This is a genomic window from Ignavibacteriales bacterium, from assembly GCA_026390595.1.
In the GTDB taxonomy this organism is placed as follows: domain Bacteria; phylum Bacteroidota; class Ignavibacteria; order UBA10030; family UBA10030; genus UBA9647.
The window spans coordinates 295,352-321,937 of record JAPLFQ010000021.1 but is presented as its reverse complement, the minus strand read 5'-3'; the positions used below and the strand labels follow the sequence as shown (position 1 = coordinate 321,937).

The window sequence follows — 26,586 nt, the reverse complement described above, 5'->3', positions numbered from 1 at the left end:
CTCTCTTCATTCTCACATCCTGGATTAAAATGGAGAAGCCCTGGCCGAAATGCAATATCTTTTTCTGTGTTGGCAGAAATGGAAACGCCAGAGCAGACGGCCTGCGCACATTCTGCTGATCAACTTCCCATTCGTGATATTCTTCTTTTTGATTCTTCTTTGTGCTGATTGAAACGGAATGCTCGATCACGATCTTCAACTTTCTTGCTCCGGAGATTTTGGTTAGATTGAGTTGTTACCGCGGAAGGACATTGTGTCACATCCATTGGAGAAACCGTTCATGAAAACGTACTCGTTAAAAATCGATCCACTGACGAATGAAGAATATCTCGAAGTGAGCGTCAAAGGAGAACAGATCCTGCACGACCCGTCATTGAACAAAGGCTCAGCGTTTACGGAAGAGGAGCGCATCAGCCTGGGTCTCGAAGGACTGCTTCGTCCCCGGTTGTCCGACATAGAGACGCAGCAAAAGCGTAATCACGAGATGTATCAGCGCAAACACGATGACATCGAAAAATATATTTATCTGCAATCCCTGCTCAACAGGAATGAAACGCTGTTCTACAGGCTCCTCTGTGATAACCTGATTGAGATGCTTCCGATAGTCTATACTCCGACCGTCGGCAAGGCCTGCATGATGCTCAGCCACATCACCCGTGATTTTCGCGGAATCTATATCAGTCCGGAAAACATTGGGAGTATCGACAAGATCTTTCAGGACGTGTCGCTCCCTGAAGTCTCACTCATCGTAGTCACTGACGGCGAGAGAATCCTCGGGCTTGGTGACCTCGGCTCGGACGGAATGGGGATCCCTGTCGGCAAGATCAATCTCTATGTTGCGGCGGGGGGACTTCACCCGGCAACGTGCCTCCCCATTACTCTCGATGTTGGTACGAACAACGGACGTCTCATCAATGACCCTTTGTACCTTGGTTATTGCGGGAAGAGGCTCGAAGGAAAGGAATATGACGATTTCATTGAGCGCTTCGTCCTGGGAGTGAAACGGAATTTCCCCAATGCGCTGCTTCAGTGGGAAGACTTCGCCAAGCACAAGGCTTTCAAACTTCTCGACCGGTATCGAGACAGAATTCTCTCATTCAACGACGACATCCAGGGGACCGGAGCCGTGACGCTTGCCGCGCTGATCAGCGCCATGAAGATCAAGAAGCAGCGCTTCAACGATCAGCGTTACGTCATCGTCGGCATGGGGCAAGCCGGCACCGGCATCGCTTCGAATATCCGGCGGATGCTGGTCGAAGAGGGAGCGTCGGAGGACGAGGCCCAGAGCAAGTTGTACGCATTTGATTTCCCTGGCCTTTTGGTCGATGACATGTCAAACCTGACGGAAAATCAGAAGCCGTTCGCCCAGCGCCGATCGAACCTCACGACATGGAAACTGGACTCTCCATCGACAATCAGCCTGATGGATGTTCTTCGTAACGCCAAGCCAACCGTCCTGATTGGTGTAACTGCCAGCTACGGATTGTTCAACGCAGAAGTGCTCGGCCAGATGGCGAAGAACGACGAGCGGCCGGTTATTTTCGCGCTCTCGAATCCAACGTCAAAATCCGAATGCACCGCTGAAGAAGTTGCCATTGCTACAAAGGGAAAAGGGCTGGTCGCGACAGGAAGTCCGTTTGCAGTTTTCGACTATGAGGGGAAGGAATTTGTCACATCGCAGTGCAACAACATGTTCATTTTCCCGGGCGTTGGTTTGGGGGCGCTCGTGAGCAAAGCGACGAAGGTCACAACGAAAATGTTCCTCGAAGCAAGCAAAGCGCTGAGCTCATTCGTGACACCGGAACAGATCGCGAAGAACATGCTGTTGCCGCAGCTGACAGACATTCGAAAGGTTTCTCTCCACGTGGCGAAGGCGGTTGCCATCGAAGCCCGTGAAGCTGGTCTGGGAAGAAGGTTGAGCGATGAGGAACTCGGCCGGGTGATCGAGAAAGCACAATGGGATCCTCACTACTATGCATACAAACCGAAACCGTGAAGCCGAATAGCGCTGTGAGCTTCAGGCAGGCAGGGTGCTGAAGCACCATTCACTGGAAGCAAAGGAGCCGCACGGCTATTGTGCCGGGCGGCTTCGTTTTGTGCTGTGATCTTGCCGGCCCAAGTTGGAGCCGGGGGCTCTTTCTGTTCGCTCATGCAAGCGGAGACCGGGTTCCGCGACTTCTATTCTCCATTCTCGCAGATTCCACGGAGACTTCACAATTGCGATCGACTTAACCTGCTGCTGCCGGCTGATTTGGGCAGCAGTTCTCCGAAACTTTCTTCCGAGATATCTGTCTAACTCTTGCCCGTGGAAAGCTCCCGGCAACCATCGACTGCCCGAATTTCTCAAGAATCGTCTGTGAGGAAAGCATAGTGAAGAATGCGGTTATCCTTTCCCTTATCGCATCGCTCGCGTGCTCCCTCGGATTCGCTCAGCAGGCCCGGCTTTCAGCTGCCGTGGTTGATTTTGTCTCGCGGGCTCCGCTTGTCAGCGCGAACGTATCTCTTATGAACGCTGCCGATACGGCGACAAAGCGATATACCAGCACGAACGCGGAAGGCAAGTTCTATTTCGCAAATCTTACTGCTGGCTCGTACCAGCTCAGAGTGTGGTATGTCGGTTACCGCGACTTGACAAGGAAAGTCACAATTGCCGGCACCGGCGTTGAGATGGGCATGCTGACGTTGACGCAAACCTCAATTCTGATGGGCGAGTATGTTGTGAAAGGGGAAGCTCCGCCTGTCGTCCAGGTCGGAGACACAGTCCAGTTCAATTCGAAGGCGTTCAAGCTGAACCTCGACGCGACGGCGGAAGATCTACTCACGAAATTGCCCGGGGTGACGGTCGAGAACAACACGGTAACAGCGCAGGGTGAAAACGTCGGACAGGTTTTCGTCGATGGAAAAAGATTCTTCGGGGACGACCCGATGCTTGCAATTCGAAACCTGCCGGCGGAAATAATCGACAAGATTCAGGTCTACGACAAGATGAGCGATCAGTCGGAGTTGACGGGATTCAACGACGGCCAGACGACGAAAACGATCAACATCATCACGCGCCCAGATAGGCGACGCGGACAGTTTGGAAGACTCGTCGCAGCCTACGGCGATGAAGGAAAATACCAGGCTGCGGCGAATACGAATGTATTTCAGGGGACGAGACGCATCACGCTGCTCGGGCAGAGCAACAACATCAATCAGCAGAACTTCACGGCCCAGGATTTTCTTGGCGCCATGGGGGGCGGTCCTGGCGGTGGATTCGGAGGAGGCGGGGGAGGCGGGATGATGGGAGGAGGGGGGCGTGGAGGAGCAGGTGCAGGCGGGCAACGACCAGGAGGTTCTGGAGGCGCGGGTGGGGGAAGAGCGGGGGGCGGAGGTGGCGGCGGACAAGTTGGACAAATGAACAACAATTTCTCCATTGGTCAGCAGAATGGTATCAATACAACGCATGCCCTGGGCGGACAGTACACAGACACATGGGGGGCTGGTTTGAACGTGGAGGGGAATTATTTCTTCAATTTGACGGACAACAAGAACGATCAGCTTACCGACCGTCAGTATTTCCTTACAGCCGACACCAGTCAGTACTACCGGCAGACAAATCTCAGCGACGCGAGGAACAACAACCATCGCCTGAACATGAGGATTGAATACACGATCGATGCTTCGAATGAAGTGATCATCAATCCCCGGCTCAATGTTCAGTCAAACAACTCCGTCAGTAATTTCGACGGACTGAATTGGCTGCAAGGGGCAGCTCCGCTAAGCAAGTCAGCGTCCCTCAATACCTCGGATGTCAATGGGTACACTTCATCCAACTCGATCGTCTACAGGCATAAATTTGATACGAGGGGCCGGTCCATTTCACTCCAGGCAACTGCGAACCTGAATACAAGAAAAAGCGAGCGCTATCTCAAGTCGGACAATGTGTATTTCACCGGGGCAACCCGCACGGCCGATTCGCTGAACCAGTTTGCGGACACACGGACAAACGGTCAGACCTTTGGTTCGAACATCACGTACACGGAACCTGTTGGAACCAGCGGACTCGCGCAGCTGAACTATTCCATCTCCCGTGCGGACAATTCGACCGACAAAAAGTCGTATAACTATGACTATCGCAGCAATTTCTACAGTTCCTTCGATCCCACGGTGAGCAACCAGGTCCAGAGCGGATATCTGACCCATCATGCAGACATCGGGTTTCAGTACAGAGACTCTGCCTTCAGCGCTACCCTCGGTGTTGGTTACCAAAGCGCATCGTTGACAGGCGACCGGACGTTTCCAAAGTCGGTCACGACGGACAAAGCATATCGCAATATCCTGCCGAACGCCACGGTCTACTTTGGAATCACACGGACGAACAATGTCCAGATTCTCTACCGGACGGCAACGAGCGCTCCGTCGATTAGCCAGTTGGAAAATACGATTGATAACTCCAACCCTCTTCTCCTCACGGCCGGCAATTCGGATTTAAAGCAATACTATACCCATACGCTTACCGCCCGGTATATCACCACAAACCTTCAGACCATGCAGAGCTTCTTCTTACTTCTTTCCGGATCTTCGACGGAGGACTATATTGGAAACTCGCTTCTCCTTGCTCAGAAAGATACAACGATCGAAGGAGGGGTTGTTCTCAAGCAGGGTTCACAGCTCTCGAAACCGGTGAATCTGGGGTCACAGCAAAACCTCCGCGCCCTCGTGACGTATAGCATCCCGATCAGCTGGATCCAATGCAACGTGCATCTGAACAGCGGCGTCAACTACAATGAGACTCCTTCACTCATCAACAGCGCGACGAATACGGCAACGACCTACACGCTGAGTGAAGGTGTGGGGCTCTCAAGCAATATCAGCACCGATCTCGATTTCACTCTCGGGTACAGTGCGAATTTCAACAACGTCACGAACACGATCCAGGCGAGCATGGATATCCGCTATTTTTCCCACACAGCGAACCTGAGATTCAACTGGACCTTCTGGGAAGGGTTTACCTTCCGTACCGATGTACGGAACCAGATATACACGCGATCAGAAACGGGCTTCAATCAAAGTTATACGTTGTGGAATATCACCATTGGCAAGAAATTCCTGCAAGACAACCGGGGTGAGATCTCGGCCCAGGTCTTCGACGTCCTGAGTCAAAACAAGAATGTGAGACAGACCGTCACGGACACGTACATTCAGGAACAGCAGACCAAAAACCTCAATCGCTATTTCCTCCTCACGTTCACATATCGCCTGAGCAACTTCTAGCCTGCGGAGAGTTTTCCACAGCTGCCCGATCGAACAAGAACCATTGCCCCGAGCATGGGCTTATCGGCTACCACCGATGACTCAAGGAGTGCTACGGGGGTGCAGGTTTCTAAAAGAGACCTCGGGCCAACGCCGACTTTTCCCATGCCTTAATCGGTTTTCCGCCTGTGAATAAAGGCCGAAAGTGGTTTTTCGACCTCATTTTTGCCTCCTCGCAATATACCGAGTTTTCGGTATTGTGCTTCAAGCGCGCGCCAGATACCATTCCTCAGCGGAATGACTCCGCACTAATCCATTCTCTCTTCACTTTTTGACACGGAGGTCGGCAATGAAAACTAAAACATCAAATTTCTTTACATTGATGGCGGTTGCTCTGGTGAGCTCACTCGTGACGCTGCTCATCACGTTGAACGCTACCACTGCGGGTGCAAGACAGCAACAATTTACGGGGAACGAAAACCACGTCATCACGTTGGATCAAGCTGTCAAACTGGTGCAGAATTATCAAACTTCCCCGCGCCTCCCGTCCATCAAGGGGGGGTATTTTAGCCGCAGCATTTTTGACAAGATCCTCTCCCAGAACGCGTGTGTGGGCGTGAGGTTCTACTATGCTCAGAAAGACGACGGCGGCTCGACAATGGTTCTCGTAGGTGTTGACAACATGGCGAATGACATGACCAGTGGGGTTCTGGGTGACATTACAATCCCGTGTCCGCCTTACTGTGGAACAAGCGTTCTCAATAAATAGGATAGAAGCATGAACCTGCCAATCATGGCACAGGTCGCTGTTTGGAGCATATTCGTTCCGGCTTTGTTGGGCCTGTGGAGATACAGGAGACTCGACAGACCGATGAGACTGTTTGCCGCATTCAGTATGGTCGGTGTCATCAATGTCGTCTTGGAGTTCGTGCTTGGTAGACTTGGCGTCAACAACTACTTTCTTTCTGATTTGTACTTCTTGCTCACAGTGCTGTTTCTTGGCTTCTTCTATCACATCTCCATCTCTGCTCCACGGGCGCGAAGATTCTTAGCGGTGTCCAGCGGATTGTACCTCGCCCTTTGGATACTTCACAAGCTCTTCTTCGCTGATCCAAACAAGATGAGCAGCGAGCTTGCCATGATCACGGCAATATTTCTGGTGGCGATGTCCATCGTGACGTTTAGCGCGTTTCTCAAAACGAGCACGTCAACGCTTCCGCAACGACCTTTGTTTTGGGTCTTAGGCGGGACGATCGTGTACTACTCGGGCAGCTTTGCCGTGATGGGGCTGAGTAACGAACTCCTGAAACTCGGAATCAGTTACTTCGAGACTGCATGGCACATTAATTGGATTCTTATCGTCGTTTCAATGTTGATGTACGCAAAAGGATTCCTGTGCAAGGCGCAGAGCTAGACATTCTGTGGGTCATATTTGGCGGAAGCGTCCTTCTGCTGGTCTTCGCCGTCGGTTACATTCTTGTGACGGTGAGCAGCCATCAGCGCGTGCTTCAGGCTCAACGGGCCCGGTTGGAAGAGGTCGTCAAGAGCGAAGAGAAATACCGAAGCCTGTTCGACAACGCCCTGGCGGGGATTATGAAGTTCTCGCCGGAGGCGATGACAGTCTCCGATTCCAATGAGGCTATTCGCTCAATTTGCGGGTGCAGCTCGCAGGAGGAGCTGCAGAGCTGCATCCATCATCTTCCGTCCGAGTCGTTGCAGCGCATCCGCGAGTCCCTTGCGGAACATGGATTTATCAGAGGCCTTGAAATCCAGACGGCCCGCATGGACGGCAAGGAACTCTGGGTTTTATTCTCTGCAAAGGTGACGAAGGACGATGAGCTCGCGCAGGCGGTCGTCATCGACATTACGCAGCGAAAACTGTTTGAAGAGAAGAACAGGGAGCAAAGCGAACTGCTTGACCAGACACGGGACGCGATCATGGTTGTGGATGATTCCGGTGCCGTGACATTCTGGAACGCGGGTGCTGAGCTGACCTACGGCTGGCCGAGGGATGTGGTTCTGGGAAGAACCATCAGTGACTTGTTGCATGGACCGTCAAAGAAGAATCAATACCTGGAGGCGATGGAGGATATTGCAGCCTTCGGAGAGTGGAACGGCGAGCAGGTCCACACCAGAAGAGATGGCAAAGAGATCCTGGTGGAGAGTCACTGGCGGACAATTGAACGCGGACCGGGGAGGAAAAACTATATCCTCATTGTGAACCTGGACATTACCGAAAAACGAAGGCTGGAGGGGCAGTTCCTCCGGACGAGGAAAATGGAGAGCATCGCGCTTCTCACAAGCGGAATGGCGCACGATCTTCAGAACATCCTTGCGCCGATCTCGATCTCCATTCCGCTGCTCAGGAAGAGGCTCTCGGATGAATCGGGCCTTGCTATCCTCCAGGTGGTCGAGGAGAGCGCCCACAGCGGTCTTGACCTTGTGAAAAATATCATGACGTATGGGAGGGGTATTTCCGGTGAGCGTGTGGTACTCAATGTGGATAGCATCCTCGACCAGGTCCTGACGATGGTGAAGCAGAGCATGCCGGAAAGCGTCAGCATCGACAAGAGGGTGAACAGTCATCCGGCCCTTGTCTCGGGTGATCAGCATCAACTGAAGCAGGTGTTTCTCAACCTGTGCGTCAATGCCCGGGACGCGATGCCGTCGGGAGGGAAATTAGTCCTGGAGGTGTTCCGCGCCGAAGCGGACGAAAGTCTGATGGAGTATCATCCCGATGCTCTCCCCGGGCCGTACGTCATTGTCAATGTCAGCGACACGGGAAAGGGAATTCCGGATGAACATCTGGATAGAATCTTCGAGCCGTTCTTTACTACGCGGGAGCAAGGAGAAGGTACAGGATTGGGCTTGTCCATCGCACATGGGATCGTACAAAGCCACAGCGGTTATATAACCGTTAAGAGCATTGTAGGGCGCGGGACGACGTTCTGCGTCTACCTGCCTGCTCTGACACAATCGTAAGCGGATGGTGCGCACCGTCGTCATCGAGGCAAGGCACTCTTCGCGAATTTGTCATGCATCACTCAAACAGAGAGACATCCATGGGTCCAAGGTCAAATGAAGGCGACCGAATCCCGGTGTGGATCATCGACGACAACAAGGGATTCAGTCTGGTCTTGTCAGAAGCGCTCAACCAGAGCGAGACGGTGATGTGTACGAAGTGTTTCACAACGTGCCGGACGGCAATAGCGGCGCTCTCAGCGGAGGAACTGCTTCCCCGCGTGATTCTTCTCGATATCAAAATGCCCCGTATGTCCGGACTCGACGCGATCTCAATGATCCTGAGCATAAGCCCGGCGACACACATCATCATGCTCACGTCGTTCGATCTCGACGAACACATTCGTATGGCATTGAACCGGGGTGCGGCGGGATATCTTTTGAAAGCGTCGTCTCCGACCGACATCATCAGCGCCATCGAGAAAGTTCAGAAGGGAGGAGCACCTCTTGATGCGATGATCACACAACGCGTCATGAGAGCCTTCCTGGGTCAGAACAGCGAAAGCAGCTACAACCTTACGCAGCGCGAGCAGGATATTCTGCGGCACGTCGCCGGAGGACTCACCACGCTCGAGACGGCACACAAACTCAATCTGAGTTACTACACTGTTGACACGCATTTGAAGAATATCTTCCAGAAGCTTAACGTCCATAATCGGCACGGCCTCGTCATAAAGGCCAACAAAGAAAGGCTCATTTAGCGTTTTTGTACCGTTTTGAGTCATTTTTCAATATACCGAGTTTTCGGTATTGTGCATCGTTTTCCCTCCCTCTACATTCTTCCCACGCACGGTGAGAGTTCGACAGCGGCTATATGGGGAGAATTCTGTCTTGCAACTCCTCGCCAAGAAATACTAACAGATGAAAAACCGCGATATGCCGCACGCGAGCGACACGAGCAAACGCCTGAAGAAGTGGGGCCTGGAAGAGTTTGGGTCTCTCGTGAGTTTCGCGCTGGCGCTCGGGATCTCACAGCAATCGCTGCATGATTATACGAGCGGGCGCTGGGATGCGATGTCGAGTGGTTGATGACGGGCTCCTCGGCGCATGCAGCACTCAGAAAATCCATTCGGCAGAGATCGATGCCGGTCGGTTGGGCAACGTTCGAGGGACGCGTGGTGACGGCGACGGATGGAAGGGAACAATTGCAGAGGAGTGGTTTTCGAAATGGTGCCGGCGTGCCGTACAGGCGAGGGAGTTTCTTTTGTCTCGAGATTGTCAACGATGGTCTCCTGACTGCAGCCCCTCTTCCGGTATATCCCGGCGACGTGTGCATCTTTGAGGCCGGACGGCAGCCCAGAATCGGAGACATCGTTGCCGCGCGGCTCAAGAGGAGCCGCATGATCGTTCGGGTTGTGAACCAGGTTTCCGCACGCGAGATCGAGCTCTCGACCGCAAACAAATTCAGGGACTGTCCATCGATCCGGGTAAAGAAATCAGACATCGAACGCATCGGAGTTCTCAAATCGATTGTGCAGTTGACCGGTGAAGAGAAGAAGTACTTTGGCATCATGTAAGGTTGCATTGAATCCCACAGGAATTCGCTATGGGTGCAGACGTACGTAAATCTTCGGCATCATCAGAACAGGCGATCGCCGTCATGTTCAAAGGAACGGCTCTCCAGTTCAGCCGCTCACTTCGTTCGGGGTTCGACGAAGATCCGGAGTTTCTCGAACATCACGGAGCGGAAGTATTCCCGCTGATGGAGCGGCACTTGAAGAATGCCGGCGTCATGCTGGATGAAACGGGCACACAAGCGCAGATGCGGCACGTTATCAGAGAAGTTGTTGTGCGATTACGGAGCTATGAGAAAGGGAACATATGAAACTCACATGGGAAGTGGAGACAATCCTGTCAACAAACTTGGAGGACGATGCCTTGACAAGACAGCCTGGCACAACAGCAATGGGTGAACCGTTCGGGGCAAGAACGATTGAACAGGTATGGGCGAAGGCGGAACAGGAACTGTGGTTTGTCTATTTCAAGCGGGACGCGTGTGGTGCGACGATCAAGAGGGACGATTATGGGAAGGCGACCGAATTCGGCTGGGAGATTGATCACATCGTTCCCGTGGCGAAGGGGGGAGCGGATGACGTCGACAACCTCCGGCCGTTACATTGGGAGAACAATCGGCACAAAGGGGATGACCATCCCGAGTGGAGTTGCAAGAAGCGACGGTAAGGGAGCGAAAGTTGAATCGTGAAGGAGAAAATTTGAAGTTCACCCGCCAAGAGACGTTCGTCGTTGCGGCACGCAACCCTCAATGGCAGTTCAGCAGGGTCTCGCTGGGCCGGGGTGAGACAGCACAGATTTCTGCGGCAGGCATGTGGGGCGTCGTCGATCCGGCAAACCACGGTTTGACCGGTCCGGGAGGAATTTTCTCGCCTGCAGGCCAGGGTTTCTACAAACCCGGTGCTCCCGAGGGATGCCTGCTCATCCTCACGGGCAACGGAGACGTACTGCATTTCAACAGCGACACCGATACGATAACGATTCGCGTTCCGGGTCCTCTTCACTTTGTCGCCAATGATGACCGCGCTCCGGACTTCCCCGCCCAGAAAGGATTTGACGACAATATCGGCTCGATGACGGTCAACATACGGATTCTGTAGGTTTTGCCCTTTCCCTGTAATTCTCTCTTTTCCCGTGTCCAAATTCCGCTTGGTACTCATGAAGAACTGACAGCGTATGGCTGCTCCTGGCTTCGCCGAGCTTCTCCTTATCCTGCTTACAGAATCCATCTCCGGAGTGGGGCTCATCCTGCTGTTGTGGAGAATTGCAGGAAAGGCGGGCTTCCACCCGGGCCTCAGCCTGCTTGTACTTATTCCGGTCGTGATCTTCGTGATGCTCTACGTTGCTGTGTTTGTCGAATGGCCCAGCCTGAAGCGGGAACGATGAAGCCCGGACCGTGGTTTGATTCTTACAACCGTGATGTTCAATTATCGGTGTGTGCGGCCCACGGCTGATCGCGCTGAAAGGCCGGGGCTTAAAAAACCTGGAGGATACACATTGACGTACCGAGACCTTGCCGGGATTTTCGCTGCAAAGGAACGCGCATTCACAGGGATTGAACTGTCCGCCCGTGATCTCAGCGTCGCACAACTGGGATACCGACCGGTGAGCGGGGGTTGGTCGATCGAAAAAATTCTCGAACATCTGGCTCTCGTCGAAGGTCCCCTTGTCCGACTCATCACGACATTGACCGACAAGGCGGCAGCGGCAACGGGGCCTCATCCACCGCTCCATTCATTCGAGGTCTCGCTCGAGTCATACCTCGAAAGAAGCCGGACGGAGAAATATGTTACGCGCGACAAATTCAGCGCGACGGGCACCGTGAAAGCTCTCGACTCGCTGAAAGTTCTCCGTGACGTCCAAGCGGAGCTTCTTAGTCTCCGGCCGCGCCTCGAGTCCGTTGACCCCACCCTGGTCCGCTTCCCCCACTGGATCTTCGGGCCGCTCGACCTGGCGCAGTGGTTGGCGTTCGTCGGGGTTCACGAAGAGAGGCATCTTGAACAAATTCATGCTATCCTGGCATCACTGGAATTCAGGTCGATTACGACTGGGCCAGGTTCGGGATCCCAATAAAAGCATCCTGGAATGACAACGCAGGAGAGGAATCAAATAGGAGAATGAAACTCAAGGCGATAGTCTTTGGTGCCACCGGCATGGTCGGCGAGGGAGTTCTCGATGTCGCACTCAGACATCAAGATGTTGAATCCGTGCTTGTGATCGGCCGAAAGCCGTGCACTGTGAATCACGGGAAGCTGCGCGAGATCGTCCACAGAGACTTTTTCGACTACTCGGGCATCGAGGGTCAGCTGAAAGGCTTCAACGCGTGCTTCTTCTGTCTCGGCGTGACATCTGTCGGCAAGAAGGAAGATGAATACACGCGACTCACGTACGACCTTACGATGAGCGCCGCCGCGGTTCTGGCAAAGCTCAATCCCGAAATGACGTTTTGTTATGTTTCGGGAACGGGGACTGACGGCAGCGAAAAAGGTCGCTCGATGTGGGCGAGGGTGAAGGGGAAGACCGAGAACGATCTCAGGAAACTTGCATTCAAGGCAGCCTACGCATTCAGGCCTGGGTTCATCAAGCCGATCGATGGACAAAAGAACGCGTACGGAATCTCGAAACTGCTCGGAGCGGCCTATCCTCTTCTGAAAGCACTGTTCCCGAAATACGTGTGCACGTTGGAAGACCTTGGATTGGCAATGATCAGCGTGTCGACATCGGGATACTCCGGGAAAGTTCTTGAGAACCCGGATATCGCTGCGGTCGCACAATCTGCCAGGATGCGCAAATAACTGAGAATGCCGCCGTGAATGTTCTCGCGGGGACTTTCGCTCCTCAGAGTAACAACCGATTCGCTCATCTCACAACAAAGCCCTGGCGTATGTGCCGGGGCTTTGTTGTTTTATCCGATTTCGATGAAGGCTATTTCAGAAGCATAGCTCGCTTTGTGTCCCTGTAGATCTCGCCTTTTTCCGACGTAGCTGTCAACTGATACAGGTACATTCCACTTGGGAGGCTGGATGCATTCCAGTTCATTGTGTATCGACCTGCCTCTTTTCGTCCTTCGGCCAACGTCGCCACCTCTCTGCCAAGCATGTCAAACACTCTGAGGTTCACAACGCTGACAGCCGGCAGCTGATAGCTGATCGCTGTTGCTGGATTGAACGGGTTCGGATAGTTCTGACTGAGTGTGAACCCCGATGGAAGAGCAGACTGCTCAGCCGCGGTCACTGCTCCCAGCGACAGATCGTCGATGACGAAGTACGATCCGACTTTGGCAAGGCCTCCAGCGCCCGTGATCTGAATGAGGAGCTGACAGGTGTCGGGAATCTCGCCCCCTGGATACAGGATCGGCAGTGAGAATTGCTTGAACGAAGTGGTGGCGGTGGGGATAATACCTGCGGCCGCGCCCACTCCCTGGCCAGCCTTTGATAGTGTTGCAACGAGATAAAGCTGATCCCCTGAGCCGCTGGCGGGAACAAATTGGTACCAACCGTTGAACGCTGCGGCACGTTGTGAAAATGGAAAACCCTTGCCCTTTGGTCCAGGCATGAGGATTGGCTGCACGCCGAAGGCAGGGAACCCGGAGAGGGGAACTACCTCGCCTCGTGCAGCATACGTGCCGGAATGGGCTGTCGTCACCCGCGTCACAGGAAGCGACGTCGGAGCCGTGTTCGTTGTATACCACCCGTCAGGGTCTGAGTTCGTCCATGATTCGAATCCAGCATTCGGAATCTGCGCAAAAAGGGCGAGTGTGGAACAGAGCAGTAACAGAAGAAACAGTACCGACTTGTTCATCGATGAGTCTCCTTGGAAGTGGATTTCTTGTGGGAGGAAGCGGTGTTCTGAGAAAAAAGGTTCAACTGCCGACAAAGGTAATGCGTAATAGGGATTCAAACAAGACGAAATTCTGACAGCGAGCCTCCTCCCAAGCTAAGAAACCATATGCGCGCGTTGGTGATTGTACGCACACCGCTTCTCGGTGTTGAAAACGCACCCGCATCAGCACGACCGCCTGCGATCGACCAGCACAACATTTCAAGTGGTGGTATCGGTGCTTTGGTCAGCATCGCTGTCTTGTTCGTGAGTAATTCCCGAACGCCATTCGGGCGACACATAGCCGTGTCAGGATCTCTCAACGAATGAAGGCTCTGGTTGGGGCAATTCGCTTCTGAATTAGATTCCCAATCCTGCAACTCTGGGTCGATTGTGGCGTATTTGCGAAAGATGAGTCCCTCCCGCACTCCTCGATTGTCGAACCCTGGCAAATATCTTTCGCGTAAACGGTCCGATGGTTGCTCGCTTGTGGGTTCCAAAGTATGATCGAAGACAATGAGAACGCACGACGTATCTTCTTGAACTCAGAAAGGCGCAAACAAATGATGCGATTGCTCACAGTTCTCCTGATGGTGAATGCGGCAGCTTCTTCGGAGCAACCAGCGATGGCCGGGGCAGATCGGCCAATAATGCTGCAGTCAAATCCGCAGCACACCGGCGTATACGACGTCAAACCGTTACATCGCCTCGAGGGGGTCAGGTTCACATTCAAGACGGACGGACCCGTGAGAAGCACACCGGCGTTGTCGAACAACGTCCTCTATTTCGGAAGCGGAGACGGCTTCTTCTACGCGGTGGATGCAGGTTCGGGGAAAGAGCGTTGGCACTTCAAGACAGGAGGGGCGATTCATTCATCCCCTGCCGTGGCGCATGGGCTGGTCTACTTCACCAGCAGGGATCCGCATTTGTACGCGCTTGACGCGGTCAACGGCAAAGAAATCTGGAAATTCAAGATGGGAAAGGACCTGGAGTACCGAAACGGTTTCGACTACTATCTTTCCTCACCGACGGTTGTCGGAAATTCTCTGTTCATCGGGAGCGGTGACGGCAATATCTACGCGTTCGATACCAGGACGAAGAGGATGCTCTGGAAACATCCTGCCGGATCGCGGATCCGTTCTACGCCCGCAGTTGCCAATAACCTTGTGATCGTAGGGACGATGAGCGGCTACGTACTTGCATTGGACGCGAAAGACGGGTCGATGAAATGGAAATTCGCCACGAAGGGTGCGTCACTGAAGATCGAGGATTTTGGTTTCGACCGATCGGCGGTTGTTTCGTCCCCCTCCATCGCGAACGGAATCGTGACAGTCGGATGCCGGGATGGTTTCCTGTATGCGCTTGACCTCGAACGGGGAGAGCAGAAGTGGGTGAACGACCATGCGGTATCGTGGGTCCTCTCAACTCCGGCCATCGCTGATGGCAGGGTATTCGCCGGCAGCTCCGATGCGCAGTTTCTCCAGAGCCTCGATCAATCATCAGGGAAGGAAGTCTGGAGGTTCAAGACAAACGGCCCGGTCTGGTCTTCCGCGGCGGTCGCCGGGCCGATGGTCTATTTCGGATCGAACGATGGAAACCTGTTCGCGCTTGACCGTGTGAGCGGAACAGAACAATGGCGGTTCAAAACCAACGATCGCATCTTCTCTTCTCCGGTCCTGTCAGACGGTATGGTCTTTTTCGGAAGTGACGATGGAACCATGTATGCCTTGAAGGGATCGACTGCGCCGGACACAACGGCCGCTTCTCCGGAAAGGGTGGTCTTCTGGGATTCCAAACCGGGAGCCGGAAAATGGTTCTCTGGAGGTGCGGATGAATGGATTCGCGACTACTTCAAGCAGGTTGGATACACGGTCGTTGATTCGAAAGGGCTGGAGGAGTTCATGAAGGAGCGGCTTGGTCCTAATCGCGGGAGCGTCGTCGTGTTCGCAGAACATCGGGTTCCCGAAGCCCTGGTCAAAGAAGAATCACCGAACGCGCTCATACGGAAATATCTGGATGCGGGCGGCAAAGTGGTCTGGCTCGGTCCGGACCCGATTGCATGGAAGCGCGATTCAACGGGGAAGATGCTCGGTATCGACTATTCGGTTTCGCAGAAAATACTCGGGATCCAGTATCCCGGGAAGAGTCTCGAAGGGATCGGATGGTATGCGTCAAGCGTCACAGCGGAAGGGGGAAAATGGGGACTTCAGGGCTGGTGGGTTGGACTCGGCTGGGTGGATCCCGGTCAGGTCTCCAGCGTCCTCGCCCGCGACGAGAATGGCATGGCGGGCGCGTGGGTGAAAAACTTTGGCGGGCCGGAAGGAACGGGACTGGTGCAGCTCTGGCTGCCGCGTGATCGGCACGTTGATCTCTTCCATGTCAAACGAGCTGCGGAATACGGAATACAATAACCCAGCTAAGCTTGTCCGCTGTTTCGTTAACGTGTACCGAAGGCATTTCACAAATGTCCCACCCCGCCTCTTGATTGCGGCGGCATCTTCACCTAGATTTCATTCGAATGTCAATTCTTCATCAAACAGGAGTCAGCATGAAGTCTTTCGTTTCTCTCATTTTATTTCTCCTCGTCATCTCGGTGGCTCCCGCGCAGGAGATCTTTTCTCCAAAGGACCCCGGTGAGACGCCGAACCGGACCTACGATGTGCTTCACTACAAGATCGAGATCAAGCTAAACGATTCTGCAAAATCGGTCGAAGGGAAGGTGACGACCACCTTTGTCCCGTTGCTCCCCGCTCTGAAAACGGCAGTATTCGATGCCGGTGAAATGAAGATTAAGAGTGTCAAAGATGCGAAGGGAAAAGACCTGAAGTTCACGTCCACCACTTCAAGTGTCTCCATCGAGTTCGACAAGCCGCACTCATACCGTGATACACTCAAGGTATCCATTGAATATTCGTGCACTCCGAAGCAGGGACTTACATTCAACAATACCAGCGGGGCCATACCCGGCAAGCGGTCTCAGATCTGGTCGCAGGGCGAAGAAACGACCAATCACTTCTGGTTCCCGTGCTACGATTATCCCAATGACAAATCGACGTCCGAAGTCATCGGTACGGTGGACGCGCGATACTCGTTCCTGTCGAACGGCAAGCTGATCAGTGTCACAGAAAACAAGAAGGAAAAGACGAAGACATTTCATTGGAAGGAAACGAAACCGCATTCTTCCTACCTGATCATGATCGCGGCAGGGGAATACACCATCCTGCGCGATAACCTCGGCAAGCTTCCTCTTGAGTACTGGGTATATACGGACGACACGACGAACGGCCGGGCGAGCTTCAAGTACACCCCAGCGATGATAAAGTTTTTCAACGAAACGATCGGGTTTGACTATCCGTGGGAAAAATACGCACAGATCATTCTTCAAGATCATTTCGGCGGGATGGAAAATACCTCGGCGACAACACTCTCTGACACCTGGGCTGTTTCCGACGCGCGGGGACGAATTGACAATCCTTCCACGAGTCTGCTTGCCCATGAGCTCGTGCACCAGTGGTGGGGGGATCTCGTGACGTGCCGGGACTTTCGCCACATGTGGCTCAACGAGAGCTTTGCCAGCTACTATGATCCATTGTTCCACCGGATGTTTCTCGGCCAGGATGAGTTTGACTACACGTTGTATCAGAACCAGCAGGCTGGAGTTGTCGTGGATACGACACGTGGACGGAAGCCCATCGTCAGCGTTGAGTCGTATGGCGAAAACGTGTATCCACGGGGGGCCGCTGTCCTCCACATGCTTCGCTTTCTGCTCGGCGACGACCTCTACCATCGGGCAATCAAGCACTACATCACGAAACACGCGTTCCAGCCTGTGGAAACAAACGATCTCAAAATCGCGATCGAAGAGAGCACCGGTCAGAATCTTCAATGGTTTTTCGATCAGTGGGTCTACAAGGCGGGCCATCCGGTTTTCGCCGTATCGTATCAATGGGATGAATCTGCGAAACACATAGCGCTTAACGTTCGCCAGACGCAGAAAACCGACAGCCTGACCGGAGTGTTCCGCATGCCGGTGGACATCGAGATCACCACGTCTGCGGGAGCGACAACTCATAGGATTGAGATTCTCACGAAGGACTCGACCTACATGCTTCCTGTTGCTTCGAGGCCTTCCCTGGTGATTTTTGACAAGGGAGATTGGTTGATCAAGCAGCTGAAATTCGAGAAATCGTTTGACGAATGGAAGTACCAGGCCATGTCGGCGACGAGCCTTGTTGACAGGATCCTCGGAATTCAGGCGCTCGCACGGATGCAGAAGGAAGGGGATGTCTTCTCCGTGTTCATAGACCGGATGCTGCACGATTCGTTCTGGGCGGTGCGACGCGACGCGGCTTCACAAATCTCCCAGGCATTGGCCAAGTACGATTCGTTGAGACCTGCCGCAAAGTCCGCGCTCTTCGCAGCGATCAAAGACAAGCGGTCGGAGGTCCGGGCCGTTGCTGCCGGCGCATTGCGATGGTTGAGAGGAAATGATGTCACTCAAGTCCTGAATGGCGCGCTCAACGATTCAAGTTACCAGGTCTTCGGCCGCGCACTTGCATCGATTGCGAAAGTGGATTCGGCACACGCTTTGCCAGTTGTGAAGCGGTATCTCACCGTCCCCTCGCGCCAAAACATCGTTGCTGGCTTTGCGTTGAATGCCCTCGGCACGCTGGATACTGCTCAGGCTGTTGCCGTCGCAATGGAGATGGTGAAAGACCAGACATTCACATCCACCAGGTTCACATCGCTCTCGACCATCCGGTGGTATGGCAAAGGGAGGGGAGACGCGATGGCCGTCGTCAAAGAAATCCTCAAGGATCCGAATGAATCGGTCAGAAATTACGCCGCGTTGGTTCTGGGAGATATCGGCGACGCATCCGTGATCCCTGCTCTGGAAGCACTAGGAAACGACAAGGAGAATCCTGCCTCTGCGACTGCCAGGCAGAGCGTCGAGAAGATCAACAAGAGGATCAATGCGGTGAAATAGTGCCTCGCTTGGTCCGATCAATTCGTCATCGTATGGGCCGGAGCGCATCTCCGGCCCTTTTTGTTTTCGGGCTGCACGTTTGCCGCGATGTCTCTCGTCGCAGGACTTGGTTGCTTTTCAGAGCGAACAGCCGTAGCTTTGTCAGTTCCAACTCCGCACCGGTATCCAGCGTACCTTCTCATGATCGACGACACAGTCGGAAAGAAAATCTTGCTCGCTATTGCATTCTTCTGCCTTCTGTTACTGGTGGCAGCTCCTTCTGCTGTTGCCCAGAACTGCTGGGGGGTGTCCGTCGGGTTCAAACCGATTACCGAACTCGGCTCTGATACGTATAAAGGATACTCCGGAGGATTGTATCTCGGGGGGAGAAACGAACGGCCGTGGGTACATGATACCTGTGGGAGAGCGTTTGCCCGCCAGATACAGCCATTGGACCGTTCAGGGACTGTCGATCCCGTCCAGGGCAGGATCGTCCTGCTTTCGATCGGGATGTCCAACACAACGCAGGAGTTTTCCGCGTTCAAATCGATCGCAGACAAGGATCCAAACAAGAATCCGAAGCTTATGATTGTCGACGGAGCGCAGGGGGGACAAACTGCCGCGCTCATTGCGGACCCGTCTGCGGGTTTCTGGGTTGAAGTTGAACGGCGTCTCTTGGCCGCCGGCGTTGGCAATCAACAGGTCCAGATCGTCTGGCTCAAGGAGGCTGATGCGAATCCGACGCAGGCGTTTCCTACGCACGCACTTCTGCTTCAGAGCGAATTGGAGAACATCGTGCGCCTGTTGAAATCCCGGTATCCCAACCTGAAAATCACTTATGTCTCGAGCCGTACGTATGCTGGTTATGCGACGTCCACGTTGAACCCTGAGCCCTATGCGTATGAATCGGGGTTTGCAGTCAAATGGATGATCGAGAGACAAATCGGCGGGGACACGTCGCTCGCATTCTCGGGATCACGTACAAGGGCTCCATGGCTTTCATGGGGTCCGTACCTGTGGGCTGACGGAATGACGCCGCGTGTTGATCGCTTCATCTGGCAATGCGGTGATTGTCAGGCTGATGGGACTCATCCCTCCTCCAGTGGACAGGCGAAGGTAGCCAACCTCCTGCTCAGCTTCTTCAAAACTGATCCAACGGCGATTCCCTGGTTTGTCGGATCGCCTGGGACCTCCGTTGAGGATCAACCCTCGACTCAGCGCGTCCAGTTTCACCTTCATCAGAATTATCCAAATCCGTTCAACCCGGAAACAGCCATTAGCTTTCAGCTGTTGGCTCATAGCTTCGTTACGATCAAAGTGTATGATCTCCTCGGCCGGGAAGTCTCAACACTTGTTGATGGAATTCGGATGCCAGGATCTCATGCTGTCAGATGGGACGCATCTGGATTCCCGAGCGGGATCTACTTCTGTCGGCTTGAAGTCCGGCCTCTTCCCGGCGATGGCAGGAGCGGTTTCATCGAGACAAGGAAAATGGTGCTTGCACGATAGTGGATGTCGAGGTTCGCTGCTCTGCGCAGCCGGAGAGAAGATCCGGACTTGTTCACGCGATCGGGGATAACGTAACCCCCGCTTTCAAACGAAGAGGAACAAAGCAATGAAGAATGAGTTAGTTGTGTTGGCAAAAGCAGCGGCATTCATCCTGTTTGTCGTGTCGTGTATTTCATGTAGCAAAGATAATCCTGCGGATCCGTCATCCCAGTCCGTTTGTTTCACCGTTTCCGGTTTCAATGTGAGTATCAATCACATGTGGAAGAACGGTAGAGCGCAGACGGAAAACCTTCAGGGTCAGGTCTCATTCTCGTCGGCGGTCTCCACGGCAGGAGAGTCGCACAATCTTGATTGGACGAACATTAAGAACGACTACACAATCCACGTAGTGACGAGTTTCAATGTCAAAATCGATGGTATTGACTACAGCTATCCCGCCGACAAGTGCAAGTGACCAGACGAGCAACCGGATTGAATATCACTAATCTCCACAGATTTTGACCATCCTGGTCGTCCCGGTTTCTGATATTGAGCGCCTGGGAAAGACCGTCGACGTGGATCCCGACTACTTTCCTTGTGTGCAAGGGAGATAGTCCCTTCATTTTGTGCGCCGCAGCTGTTGCCTTTCAGTTTGAAGAAGTGTAGTTTTGCATCACGGAAGCACCTGATCCGTCCCCCTCCTCGCACCGTAGTCGGTAATTGACGCTTTTCATTAAGCAGGTGTACTGTGAAGTCCACCTCTACGCATAAGCAAGCACTTCATTTGATCCTCGACCGGACCTTTACTCCTCTCAATCTTCGTAAGTTTGTACTCTTGTGCTGCATCCTGGCACTTCCGCTCATTCGTTACAGCATCGCATCTGGAAAGCTGAAGCTCGATATGTTGCCAGCATTGCGACTGCCTGTGATAATGAGCGTGTACACCACGACCCTTCGCCTCTATGGCGACCTCGATGCTGAGCGCGGCAAGATCCTCCAAATTATCTATGGCCGCGAATCGATTCCTACCGCGGTTAAGAAGTTCCCTACTGTTTCGTATCCGCGCACCGAATACAGCATGCGGAACGGTTCAGGCATTCGGCACTCTATGAACACGTTGAACCAGGCAACCTGATGAAGTCCTGGATGGCCAGGGGCTTTCCCGGTTCATGGAAGATCTCTGACAAATTGTGTGCAATGGACATTGGAGGCATTCCCATGAAGAAACTACTGCTTCTCGGCCTGTTCCTTTTCTGTTCAGAAGAACTTTTCTCTCGCCAGGCGGGGTGGACTACCACAACCCAGCCTCCGATCAGTTCCATGACAAGCCTCTATGCTCAAGATGCCAACACAGTTCTTGTGGTTGGCGAGAATCGCACGGTGATACGTTCAACTGATGCCGGTGTGACCTGGACGAAACAGCATTTCCAGATTAGCGAGACTTTGAATGATGTTCGCTTTGTCGATGCATCGACTATCTGGGTCGTCGGATCCTCGGGAGTGCTGTACAAAACCACAAACGGCGGATCGACATGGGAGTCAGTCCCTTCGGGTACTGCAAAGACTCTGTACGCCATCGCTACCTCAGGCAGCATCACGTGCGCAGTGGGGTCGGACGGCAAGATAATACGTTCCACCAATGCAGGCGCGACATGGACTGCGCCCGTCAGCGAAACCAGATTACGCTTCTACGAAGACATCCAATTCACGGGCTCAACAACTGCGGTTGTTGTTGGGAGTGGCAGCCAGATTTTGCGCACGACGGACGCGGGCTCGACCTGGAGCAATATCAGCCTCGGAACTTCCTGGGTCAAGGAGGTCTCATTTGCCAACAGCCTCCTGGGATGGGCGGTAGGGATCACGGCTTCTTATATCTCAATCACGGATGATATCTTCTACGGAATTTCGACGAACATCCAGGGGAAACGCAGCTCTGTCTGGAAGACCACCGACGGAGGCCAGACATGGGGGGTAGGCGTTCTTCCCACGACGAACTGGTTAGACGGAGTACATTTTGTTGATGCGAACACGGGATGGATCGTGGGGGAAGGCGGAGCGATACTGAAGACGGCGGACGGGGGGACGACGTGGAACACACAAACAAGTGGTACAACTGTGCGGCTTAGTTCGGTATGTTTCTTCGATAATCAAAAGGGGATCGCCATTGGGCCATCTGGTACTATTCTGAGAACAACAGACGGTGGTACGTCGTGGACGTCCGTCGCCAGCGGGACGAGCAAGAATCTTATCTCTGTCGCACTTTCTTCTCCTCAGCTTGGCATAGCGGTCGGGGAAGGTGGAACGATTCTGAAAACGACCGACGGTGGAGCGAGCTGGCAGAGCCTTTCGGGGGGGAATTCAACCTGGCTCTACAGCCTGTGTGCTATCGGTAGCCTCGATGGTTGGGCGGTTGGCACGAATGGTACAATCCTAAGGACGACAGATGGGGGGACGACGTGGATACTAAAGAACAGCGGAACAACCGACTATCTGCAAGCTGCGTCGTTTGTAGACAAACAAACCGGTTGGGCTGTCGGCTCAACGAATGTATTCAGGACAGATGATGGGGGAGAATCTTGGACGAAAACCTGGACGAGCTCAGGTCAGTATTTCGGTGCAGTATCGTTTGTTGACAAGAACAGCGGTTGGATGGCAGGCTACAAAGGGGCATACCCCTATGAGGGAGTCATTGTGAAGACTCTTGATGGTGGGCGGGTTTGGTCGGAGCAAGTTATTCCAAGTTCGCGTAAGCTTAATGCTCTCCGATTCCTCGATGCCTCGACTGGATATGCCGTTGGCGACAGTGGCACCATCCTCCGGACAACCAATGCTGGAGATACCTGGGTCTCAGCGGTAAGCGGGGCGACTACCACGCTCGTTTCTGTGGGATTCGCAAACACGAGCACAGGGTGGGCAGTCGGTTACGAAGGGACGATCTTGAAAACGACTGACGGCGGGAAGTCTTGGGGTCTGCAATCCACAAATGCCACCTCTTCTTCGTCCTTCTACGGTATCCATCCTGTGAGTGAGTCTGTTGCATGGATTGCCGCGTATGGTGCAGTGCTGAAGACAAATAACGGAGGAGGGGCGGCGATGTTCACTCCCAAGCCGGTGACACCGGCACCGAACGCTTTGGGGGTCCTGTCCGGCACAAGCTTTCAGTGGAACCGGTCAGTCGGTGCTTCGACATATCGACTGCAGATCTCAAATTCAATTAGCTTTTCCTCAGCCGTTGTTGACAAGAGCGGCATTGCGGACACGGCGTACGTTGTGGCAAATCTGGAACCTACAGCCACCTACTACTGGCGGGTTCGTGCAGAATACAGCGGCGGGACAAGTTTCTGGAGCAAGGTCCAACGATTCGAAACGCTGGGCATCACGTGGCGAAATCAATCTGTCAGTAGTTATGCATACCTCATGGGTGTTCACTTTGTCACACCATCGACAGGGTGGGTTGTCGGAAACAGCGGTGTGATCCTGAAGACGTCCAACGGAGGGAAGAATTGGAATGTGCAGAATGGAGCAGGAAGTGTCTACCTGAATTCAGTATTCTTCGCCGACAGTTTGACGGGTTGGGCTGCTGGTGAGTCCGGCAAATTGTTCGTCACTCGGGACGGAGGCAGCACATGGATCAGTCAAGCGACCGGAGTGACACAAACTCTCAATCGCGTCCGGTTCCTGAATCCCTCAAAGGGGTGGATCGCTGCAGGTGGTGGTGTTGTGCTCAGAACGACGGACGGGGGTTCGACGTGGCTCGCATCCAGCACGGGAAGTTCCGAATATGTCTATTCAGTTTTTTCACTCGATGGTTCAACCGTCTGGGCTGTCGACAGGAATGGAGTGTACAAAAGCTCTGACGGAGGCGCCACGTGGGTCAAGAACACGACCGTATCGTACACAGCGGATATGTTTTTTACCAGTCCTCAGAAAGGCTGGGTGCTCGCACAACGGGGTTTCTATCGCACGACGAATGGAGGGGTGAGTTGGCTGTGGAGTGAGGCGGGGACCAACGCCGACCTCAAAGGACTCTGGTTCCTGGATTCACTCAGAGGTTGGGCTGTGGGGACCAGCGGGGCAATGGTGTATACCGCGGACGGTGGAGCAACGTGGCAAACAAGAACATCAGGTACGACCAATTATCTCTACGGTTTGTGCTTTGTCAATGATTCAACTGGATGGGCCGTCGGATCTTCGACCATCCTCAAGGCAACGAAATCGCCGGGAGTTGGATCTTCTACACCACTGATCCTTGCACCAGCGAATCAAGCAACCTCTGTAGGTTTGAATCCAACTCTGAGCTGGGCGGCAGTGAGCAATGCCACGTCCTATCGAGTTCAGGTGTGCAGGTATAGTTGGTACGAAGGCTTCACATGGATCGACTCTTCGGGGATTCTGTCCGCTTCTTTTACTCTCGCCAGCTTGTCAACTGAAACGCAGTACTATTGGCGTGTGGCCGCGTACGATAACGACGGTATCAGCAACTGGTCGGAAGTCTGGAGTTTCAAGACAAAGTCTCTGACGCCTTCGGCTCCACTTCTCTGCGGTCCGGTAAACAACTCCACAGGCACGCCGAGCAATGTTACATTGTATTGGAACAGGGTCGAGGATGCAACTTCCTACCGGATGCAGATTTCAACCCTTCAAAGTTTCGCATCCACATTCATCGATCAAACGGTGAGTGACACTTCATACCTCGCCAATGGCCTCAGTGCCAGCACGGAATACTTCTGGCATGTACGTGCCTCTGTCGGAGGAATGTCTAGTGCTTACTCCACGACCTGGAAATTCACAACCATTATAGTGGGTCCCCCCATGCCTTCGTTGGCTGCTCCTCCCAACCAATCGGTGAGTGTGCCGCTGAACAGTACGTTACGATGGAATCGATCGGTTGGCGCAGCTTCCTATCGAGTGCAACTATCAAGCACGGCTGATTTTTCAGCCCTGCTTTTCGATAAGAGCGTGGCAGATACGGTTTGCCCGGCGACAGGTCTGATCGCCAATACCACCTACTATTGGCGCGTGAACGCAACAGACAGCACCGGGACCTGCAAATGGGCCGGTGCGTGGAGCTTTGTCACCAGTGCGACAGGGTGGGTCAAGACATCGGGGACCTACGGCTTGTCCATGTCAGTCACGTTCGTCGATCAATCTCTTGGCTGGATGAGTACCTACAGCGGGGACATACTGAAGACGACAGACGGCGGAAGCTCGTGGACGACGCAAACGTCGGGCACGTCCTCGGTGCTTTATTCTATATGCTTCGTTAACTCGTCCGTTGGCTGGGCAGCAGGGTCCAAGGGGGTAATCGTCAAAACTTCCAACGGGGGGACTCAATGGATGCCACAAACAAGTGGGACTGCGCAAGACATAAAAGACATAGATTTTGTCGATACTCAAACCGGATGGGCTGTGACACAGGACGGTCTCGTGCTCAAGACGACGGACGGTGGGTCATCCTGGAATTCTCAAACCGTGCCAACAACCACCTACCTTAATGGAGTGGATGCGATCGATCCTCAGAGGGCGTACGTTGTTGGCGCTAGTGTTGTTTTCAAGACGACGGATGGCGGTGCTACATGGATCTCACAGGCAATAGATGCATTTGCATATCTCATGGATGTCTTCTTCCTCAACTCACAACTTGGGTGGACTGTCGGCGCAGATGCAAGGATGTTGAAGACCACGGACGGGGGAGCGTCATGGGTGAGTCAATCTCCTCCGACGCTGAACTGGCTTACGGGAATTCGCTTCATTGACGCGTCCCGGGGATGGGCAGTTGGATGGAATGGAACTGTCATGAAGACTACCGATGGTGGCACAACATGGGGCTTGCAGCGCACTGGGTCGACAGGCTCGTTCTATGCCCTTCATTGCCTTGATACGGCGAAAGTCTGGGCGGTGGGGAGTGGACTGTATAAGACGAATGACGGGGGCGGTCCGATGCTCTTCCCATCGAATCTTGTCGTACCGTCGAACGGAGCAAAAAACGTATCACTGACTCCCGCACTCACGTGGACAGGAGTACCGAACGCTGTGTCGTATCAGGTGCAGGTCTCGTACTATGCGAATTTCACTCCAGTCCTGCTGACCGTGAACACCCTGAGTTCCGTGACAACTCCGATTGGTCCGCTGAGCCTGGACAAGACTCACTATTGGCGTGTCATCGCGACTCTCAACGACAGTCTGAAGCTCGTATCCGCAGCCGGGCAATTTTCGACGATACGTACCACGCAAGCAGAAAGACTTGATGGAGTCCCTTCGGAATTCGCGCTCTACCACAACTATCCAAATCCATTCAATCCATCGACGAGAATCCAGTTCGATATCCCGCATACGTCATTCGTCACATTGAAAGTATATACTGCACTCGGTGTCGAAGTTGCCACACTCGTCTCGTCTGAACTCTCTGCGGGACGGTTCGAGGCCGTGTGGAACGCTGGAAATGTGTCGAGCGGAATCTACTTTTATAGAATACAAGCGGGCACCTATACACACACCAGGAAGATGGTTCTCCTACGATAGGTAAATGAAGGCGACGAGTTTCT

The 26,586-nt window shown here is 53.6% G+C and carries 21 protein-coding genes; 20 read left to right on the top strand and 1 reads right to left on the bottom strand.

The window, feature by feature from the left end:
• Window positions 1-280 precede the first annotated feature (280 nt).
• From NTU47_11370 to NTU47_11305, 14 genes are all read left to right on the top strand, one after another.
• A complete protein-coding gene (locus NTU47_11370) occupies window positions 281-1,996 on the top strand; it encodes an NAD-dependent malic enzyme (GenBank protein MCX6134402.1) in 1,716 nt (571 codons plus the stop codon).
• 374 nt (window positions 1,997-2,370) lie between these two features.
• Window positions 2,371-5,256 carry an outer membrane beta-barrel protein gene (locus NTU47_11365; GenBank protein ID MCX6134401.1) on the top strand — a complete coding sequence of 962 codons (2,886 nt, stop codon included), beginning with the start codon at window positions 2,371-2,373 and terminating at the stop codon, window positions 5,254-5,256.
• A 328-nt stretch (window positions 5,257-5,584) separates the two neighbouring features.
• Window positions 5,585-6,004 (top strand): hypothetical protein, encoded by a 420-nt coding sequence (locus tag NTU47_11360; GenBank protein ID MCX6134400.1) that lies wholly within the window; start codon window positions 5,585-5,587, stop codon window positions 6,002-6,004.
• 9 nt (window positions 6,005-6,013) lie between these two features.
• Complete coding sequence (locus NTU47_11355) at window positions 6,014-6,649, top strand: hypothetical protein (GenBank protein MCX6134399.1); 636 nt, start codon at window positions 6,014-6,016, stop codon at window positions 6,647-6,649.
• Window positions 6,631-8,217: a PAS domain S-box protein gene (locus NTU47_11350; protein MCX6134398.1), complete on the top strand. Its 1,587-nt coding sequence runs from the start codon at window positions 6,631-6,633 to the stop codon at window positions 8,215-8,217. Before NTU47_11355 ends, NTU47_11350 begins: the two co-directional genes overlap by 19 nt.
• An 80-nt stretch (window positions 8,218-8,297) precedes the next feature.
• Window positions 8,298-8,957 carry a response regulator transcription factor gene (locus tag NTU47_11345; protein MCX6134397.1) on the top strand — a complete coding sequence of 220 codons (660 nt, stop codon included), beginning with the start codon at window positions 8,298-8,300 and terminating at the stop codon, window positions 8,955-8,957.
• 160 nt (window positions 8,958-9,117) lie between these two features.
• A complete protein-coding gene (locus tag NTU47_11340) occupies window positions 9,118-9,285 on the top strand; it encodes a hypothetical protein (GenBank protein MCX6134396.1) in 168 nt (55 codons plus the stop codon).
• A 53-nt stretch (window positions 9,286-9,338) separates the two neighbouring features.
• Window positions 9,339-9,773 (top strand): S24 family peptidase, encoded by a 435-nt coding sequence (locus NTU47_11335; protein MCX6134395.1) that lies wholly within the window; start codon window positions 9,339-9,341, stop codon window positions 9,771-9,773.
• Between the two features lie 29 nt (window positions 9,774-9,802).
• Window positions 9,803-10,081, top strand: coding sequence for a hypothetical protein (locus NTU47_11330; protein ID MCX6134394.1), 279 nt, complete (start codon window positions 9,803-9,805; stop codon window positions 10,079-10,081).
• A complete protein-coding gene (locus tag NTU47_11325; GenBank protein MCX6134393.1) occupies window positions 10,078-10,437 on the top strand; it encodes an HNH endonuclease signature motif containing protein in 360 nt (119 codons plus the stop codon). Before NTU47_11330 ends, NTU47_11325 begins: the two co-directional genes overlap by 4 nt.
• Before the next feature lie 32 nt (window positions 10,438-10,469).
• Complete coding sequence (locus tag NTU47_11320) at window positions 10,470-10,868, top strand: hypothetical protein (GenBank protein ID MCX6134392.1); 399 nt, start codon at window positions 10,470-10,472, stop codon at window positions 10,866-10,868.
• Between the two features lie 76 nt (window positions 10,869-10,944).
• Window positions 10,945-11,154 carry a hypothetical protein gene (locus tag NTU47_11315; protein ID MCX6134391.1) on the top strand — a complete coding sequence of 70 codons (210 nt, stop codon included), beginning with the start codon at window positions 10,945-10,947 and terminating at the stop codon, window positions 11,152-11,154.
• 111 nt (window positions 11,155-11,265) lie between these two features.
• On the top strand, window positions 11,266-11,841 hold the full coding sequence (locus tag NTU47_11310) for a DinB family protein (GenBank protein MCX6134390.1): 576 nt from the start codon (window positions 11,266-11,268) through the stop codon (window positions 11,839-11,841).
• Window positions 11,842-11,885: 44 nt separating this feature from the next.
• Window positions 11,886-12,563 (top strand): epimerase, encoded by a 678-nt coding sequence (locus NTU47_11305; GenBank protein MCX6134389.1) that lies wholly within the window; start codon window positions 11,886-11,888, stop codon window positions 12,561-12,563.
• Between the two features lie 130 nt (window positions 12,564-12,693).
• Here NTU47_11305 and NTU47_11300 read toward each other — a convergent pair whose 3' ends face one another.
• The gene (locus NTU47_11300) at window positions 12,694-13,569 is read right to left on the bottom strand and encodes a T9SS type A sorting domain-containing protein (protein MCX6134388.1); all 876 of its coding nucleotides are present in this window, start codon (window positions 13,567-13,569) and stop codon (window positions 12,694-12,696) included.
• 581 nt (window positions 13,570-14,150) lie between these two features.
• Here NTU47_11300 and NTU47_11295 point away from each other — a divergent pair.
• The 6 genes from NTU47_11295 to NTU47_11270 all read left to right on the top strand — a co-directional run bounded on the left by NTU47_11295 (window position 14,151) and on the right by NTU47_11270 (window position 26,563).
• Window positions 14,151-15,998: a PQQ-binding-like beta-propeller repeat protein gene (locus NTU47_11295; protein ID MCX6134387.1), complete on the top strand. Its 1,848-nt coding sequence runs from the start codon at window positions 14,151-14,153 to the stop codon at window positions 15,996-15,998.
• A 137-nt stretch (window positions 15,999-16,135) separates the two neighbouring features.
• The gene (locus NTU47_11290; GenBank protein ID MCX6134386.1) at window positions 16,136-18,574 is read left to right on the top strand and encodes a M1 family aminopeptidase; all 2,439 of its coding nucleotides are present in this window, start codon (window positions 16,136-16,138) and stop codon (window positions 18,572-18,574) included.
• 180 nt (window positions 18,575-18,754) lie between these two features.
• Complete coding sequence (locus NTU47_11285) at window positions 18,755-20,062, top strand: T9SS type A sorting domain-containing protein (GenBank protein MCX6134385.1); 1,308 nt, start codon at window positions 18,755-18,757, stop codon at window positions 20,060-20,062.
• A gap of 106 nt (window positions 20,063-20,168) precedes the next feature.
• Complete coding sequence (locus NTU47_11280) at window positions 20,169-20,516, top strand: hypothetical protein (protein MCX6134384.1); 348 nt, start codon at window positions 20,169-20,171, stop codon at window positions 20,514-20,516.
• 273 nt (window positions 20,517-20,789) lie between these two features.
• On the top strand, window positions 20,790-21,176 hold the full coding sequence (locus NTU47_11275; GenBank protein MCX6134383.1) for a hypothetical protein: 387 nt from the start codon (window positions 20,790-20,792) through the stop codon (window positions 21,174-21,176).
• Window positions 21,177-21,259: 83 nt separating this feature from the next.
• Entirely contained in the window at window positions 21,260-26,563 is a 5,304-nt protein-coding gene (locus NTU47_11270; protein ID MCX6134382.1) for a YCF48-related protein, read from the top strand.
• Window positions 26,564-26,586 lie beyond the last annotated feature (23 nt).

Excerpts from the sequence above, each read along its gene's own strand:
- NTU47_11370 (MCX6134402.1), top strand. The coding sequence starts at position 281 with ATGAAAACGTACTCGTTAAAAATCGATCCACTGACGAATGAAGAATAT.
- NTU47_11360 (MCX6134400.1), top strand. The coding sequence starts at position 5,585 with ATGAAAACTAAAACATCAAATTTCTTTACATTGATGGCGGTTGCTCTG.
- NTU47_11355 (MCX6134399.1), top strand. The coding sequence starts at position 6,014 with ATGAACCTGCCAATCATGGCACAGGTCGCTGTTTGGAGCATATTCGTT.
- NTU47_11345 (MCX6134397.1), top strand. The coding sequence starts at position 8,298 with ATGGGTCCAAGGTCAAATGAAGGCGACCGAATCCCGGTGTGGATCATC.
- NTU47_11340 (MCX6134396.1), top strand. The coding sequence starts at position 9,118 with ATGAAAAACCGCGATATGCCGCACGCGAGCGACACGAGCAAACGCCTG.
- NTU47_11335 (MCX6134395.1), top strand. The coding sequence starts at position 9,339 with ATGCCGGTCGGTTGGGCAACGTTCGAGGGACGCGTGGTGACGGCGACG.
- NTU47_11330 (MCX6134394.1), top strand. The coding sequence starts at position 9,803 with ATGGGTGCAGACGTACGTAAATCTTCGGCATCATCAGAACAGGCGATC.
- NTU47_11325 (MCX6134393.1), top strand. The coding sequence starts at position 10,078 with ATGAAACTCACATGGGAAGTGGAGACAATCCTGTCAACAAACTTGGAG.
- NTU47_11315 (MCX6134391.1), top strand. The coding sequence starts at position 10,945 with ATGGCTGCTCCTGGCTTCGCCGAGCTTCTCCTTATCCTGCTTACAGAA.
- NTU47_11305 (MCX6134389.1), top strand. The coding sequence starts at position 11,886 with ATGAAACTCAAGGCGATAGTCTTTGGTGCCACCGGCATGGTCGGCGAG.
- NTU47_11300 (MCX6134388.1), bottom strand. The coding sequence starts at position 13,569 with ATGAACAAGTCGGTACTGTTTCTTCTGTTACTGCTCTGTTCCACACTC.
- NTU47_11295 (MCX6134387.1), top strand. The coding sequence starts at position 14,151 with ATGATGCGATTGCTCACAGTTCTCCTGATGGTGAATGCGGCAGCTTCT.
- NTU47_11290 (MCX6134386.1), top strand. The coding sequence starts at position 16,136 with ATGAAGTCTTTCGTTTCTCTCATTTTATTTCTCCTCGTCATCTCGGTG.
- NTU47_11285 (MCX6134385.1), top strand. The coding sequence starts at position 18,755 with ATGATCGACGACACAGTCGGAAAGAAAATCTTGCTCGCTATTGCATTC.
- NTU47_11280 (MCX6134384.1), top strand. The coding sequence starts at position 20,169 with ATGAAGAATGAGTTAGTTGTGTTGGCAAAAGCAGCGGCATTCATCCTG.
- NTU47_11270 (MCX6134382.1), top strand. The coding sequence starts at position 21,260 with ATGAAGAAACTACTGCTTCTCGGCCTGTTCCTTTTCTGTTCAGAAGAA.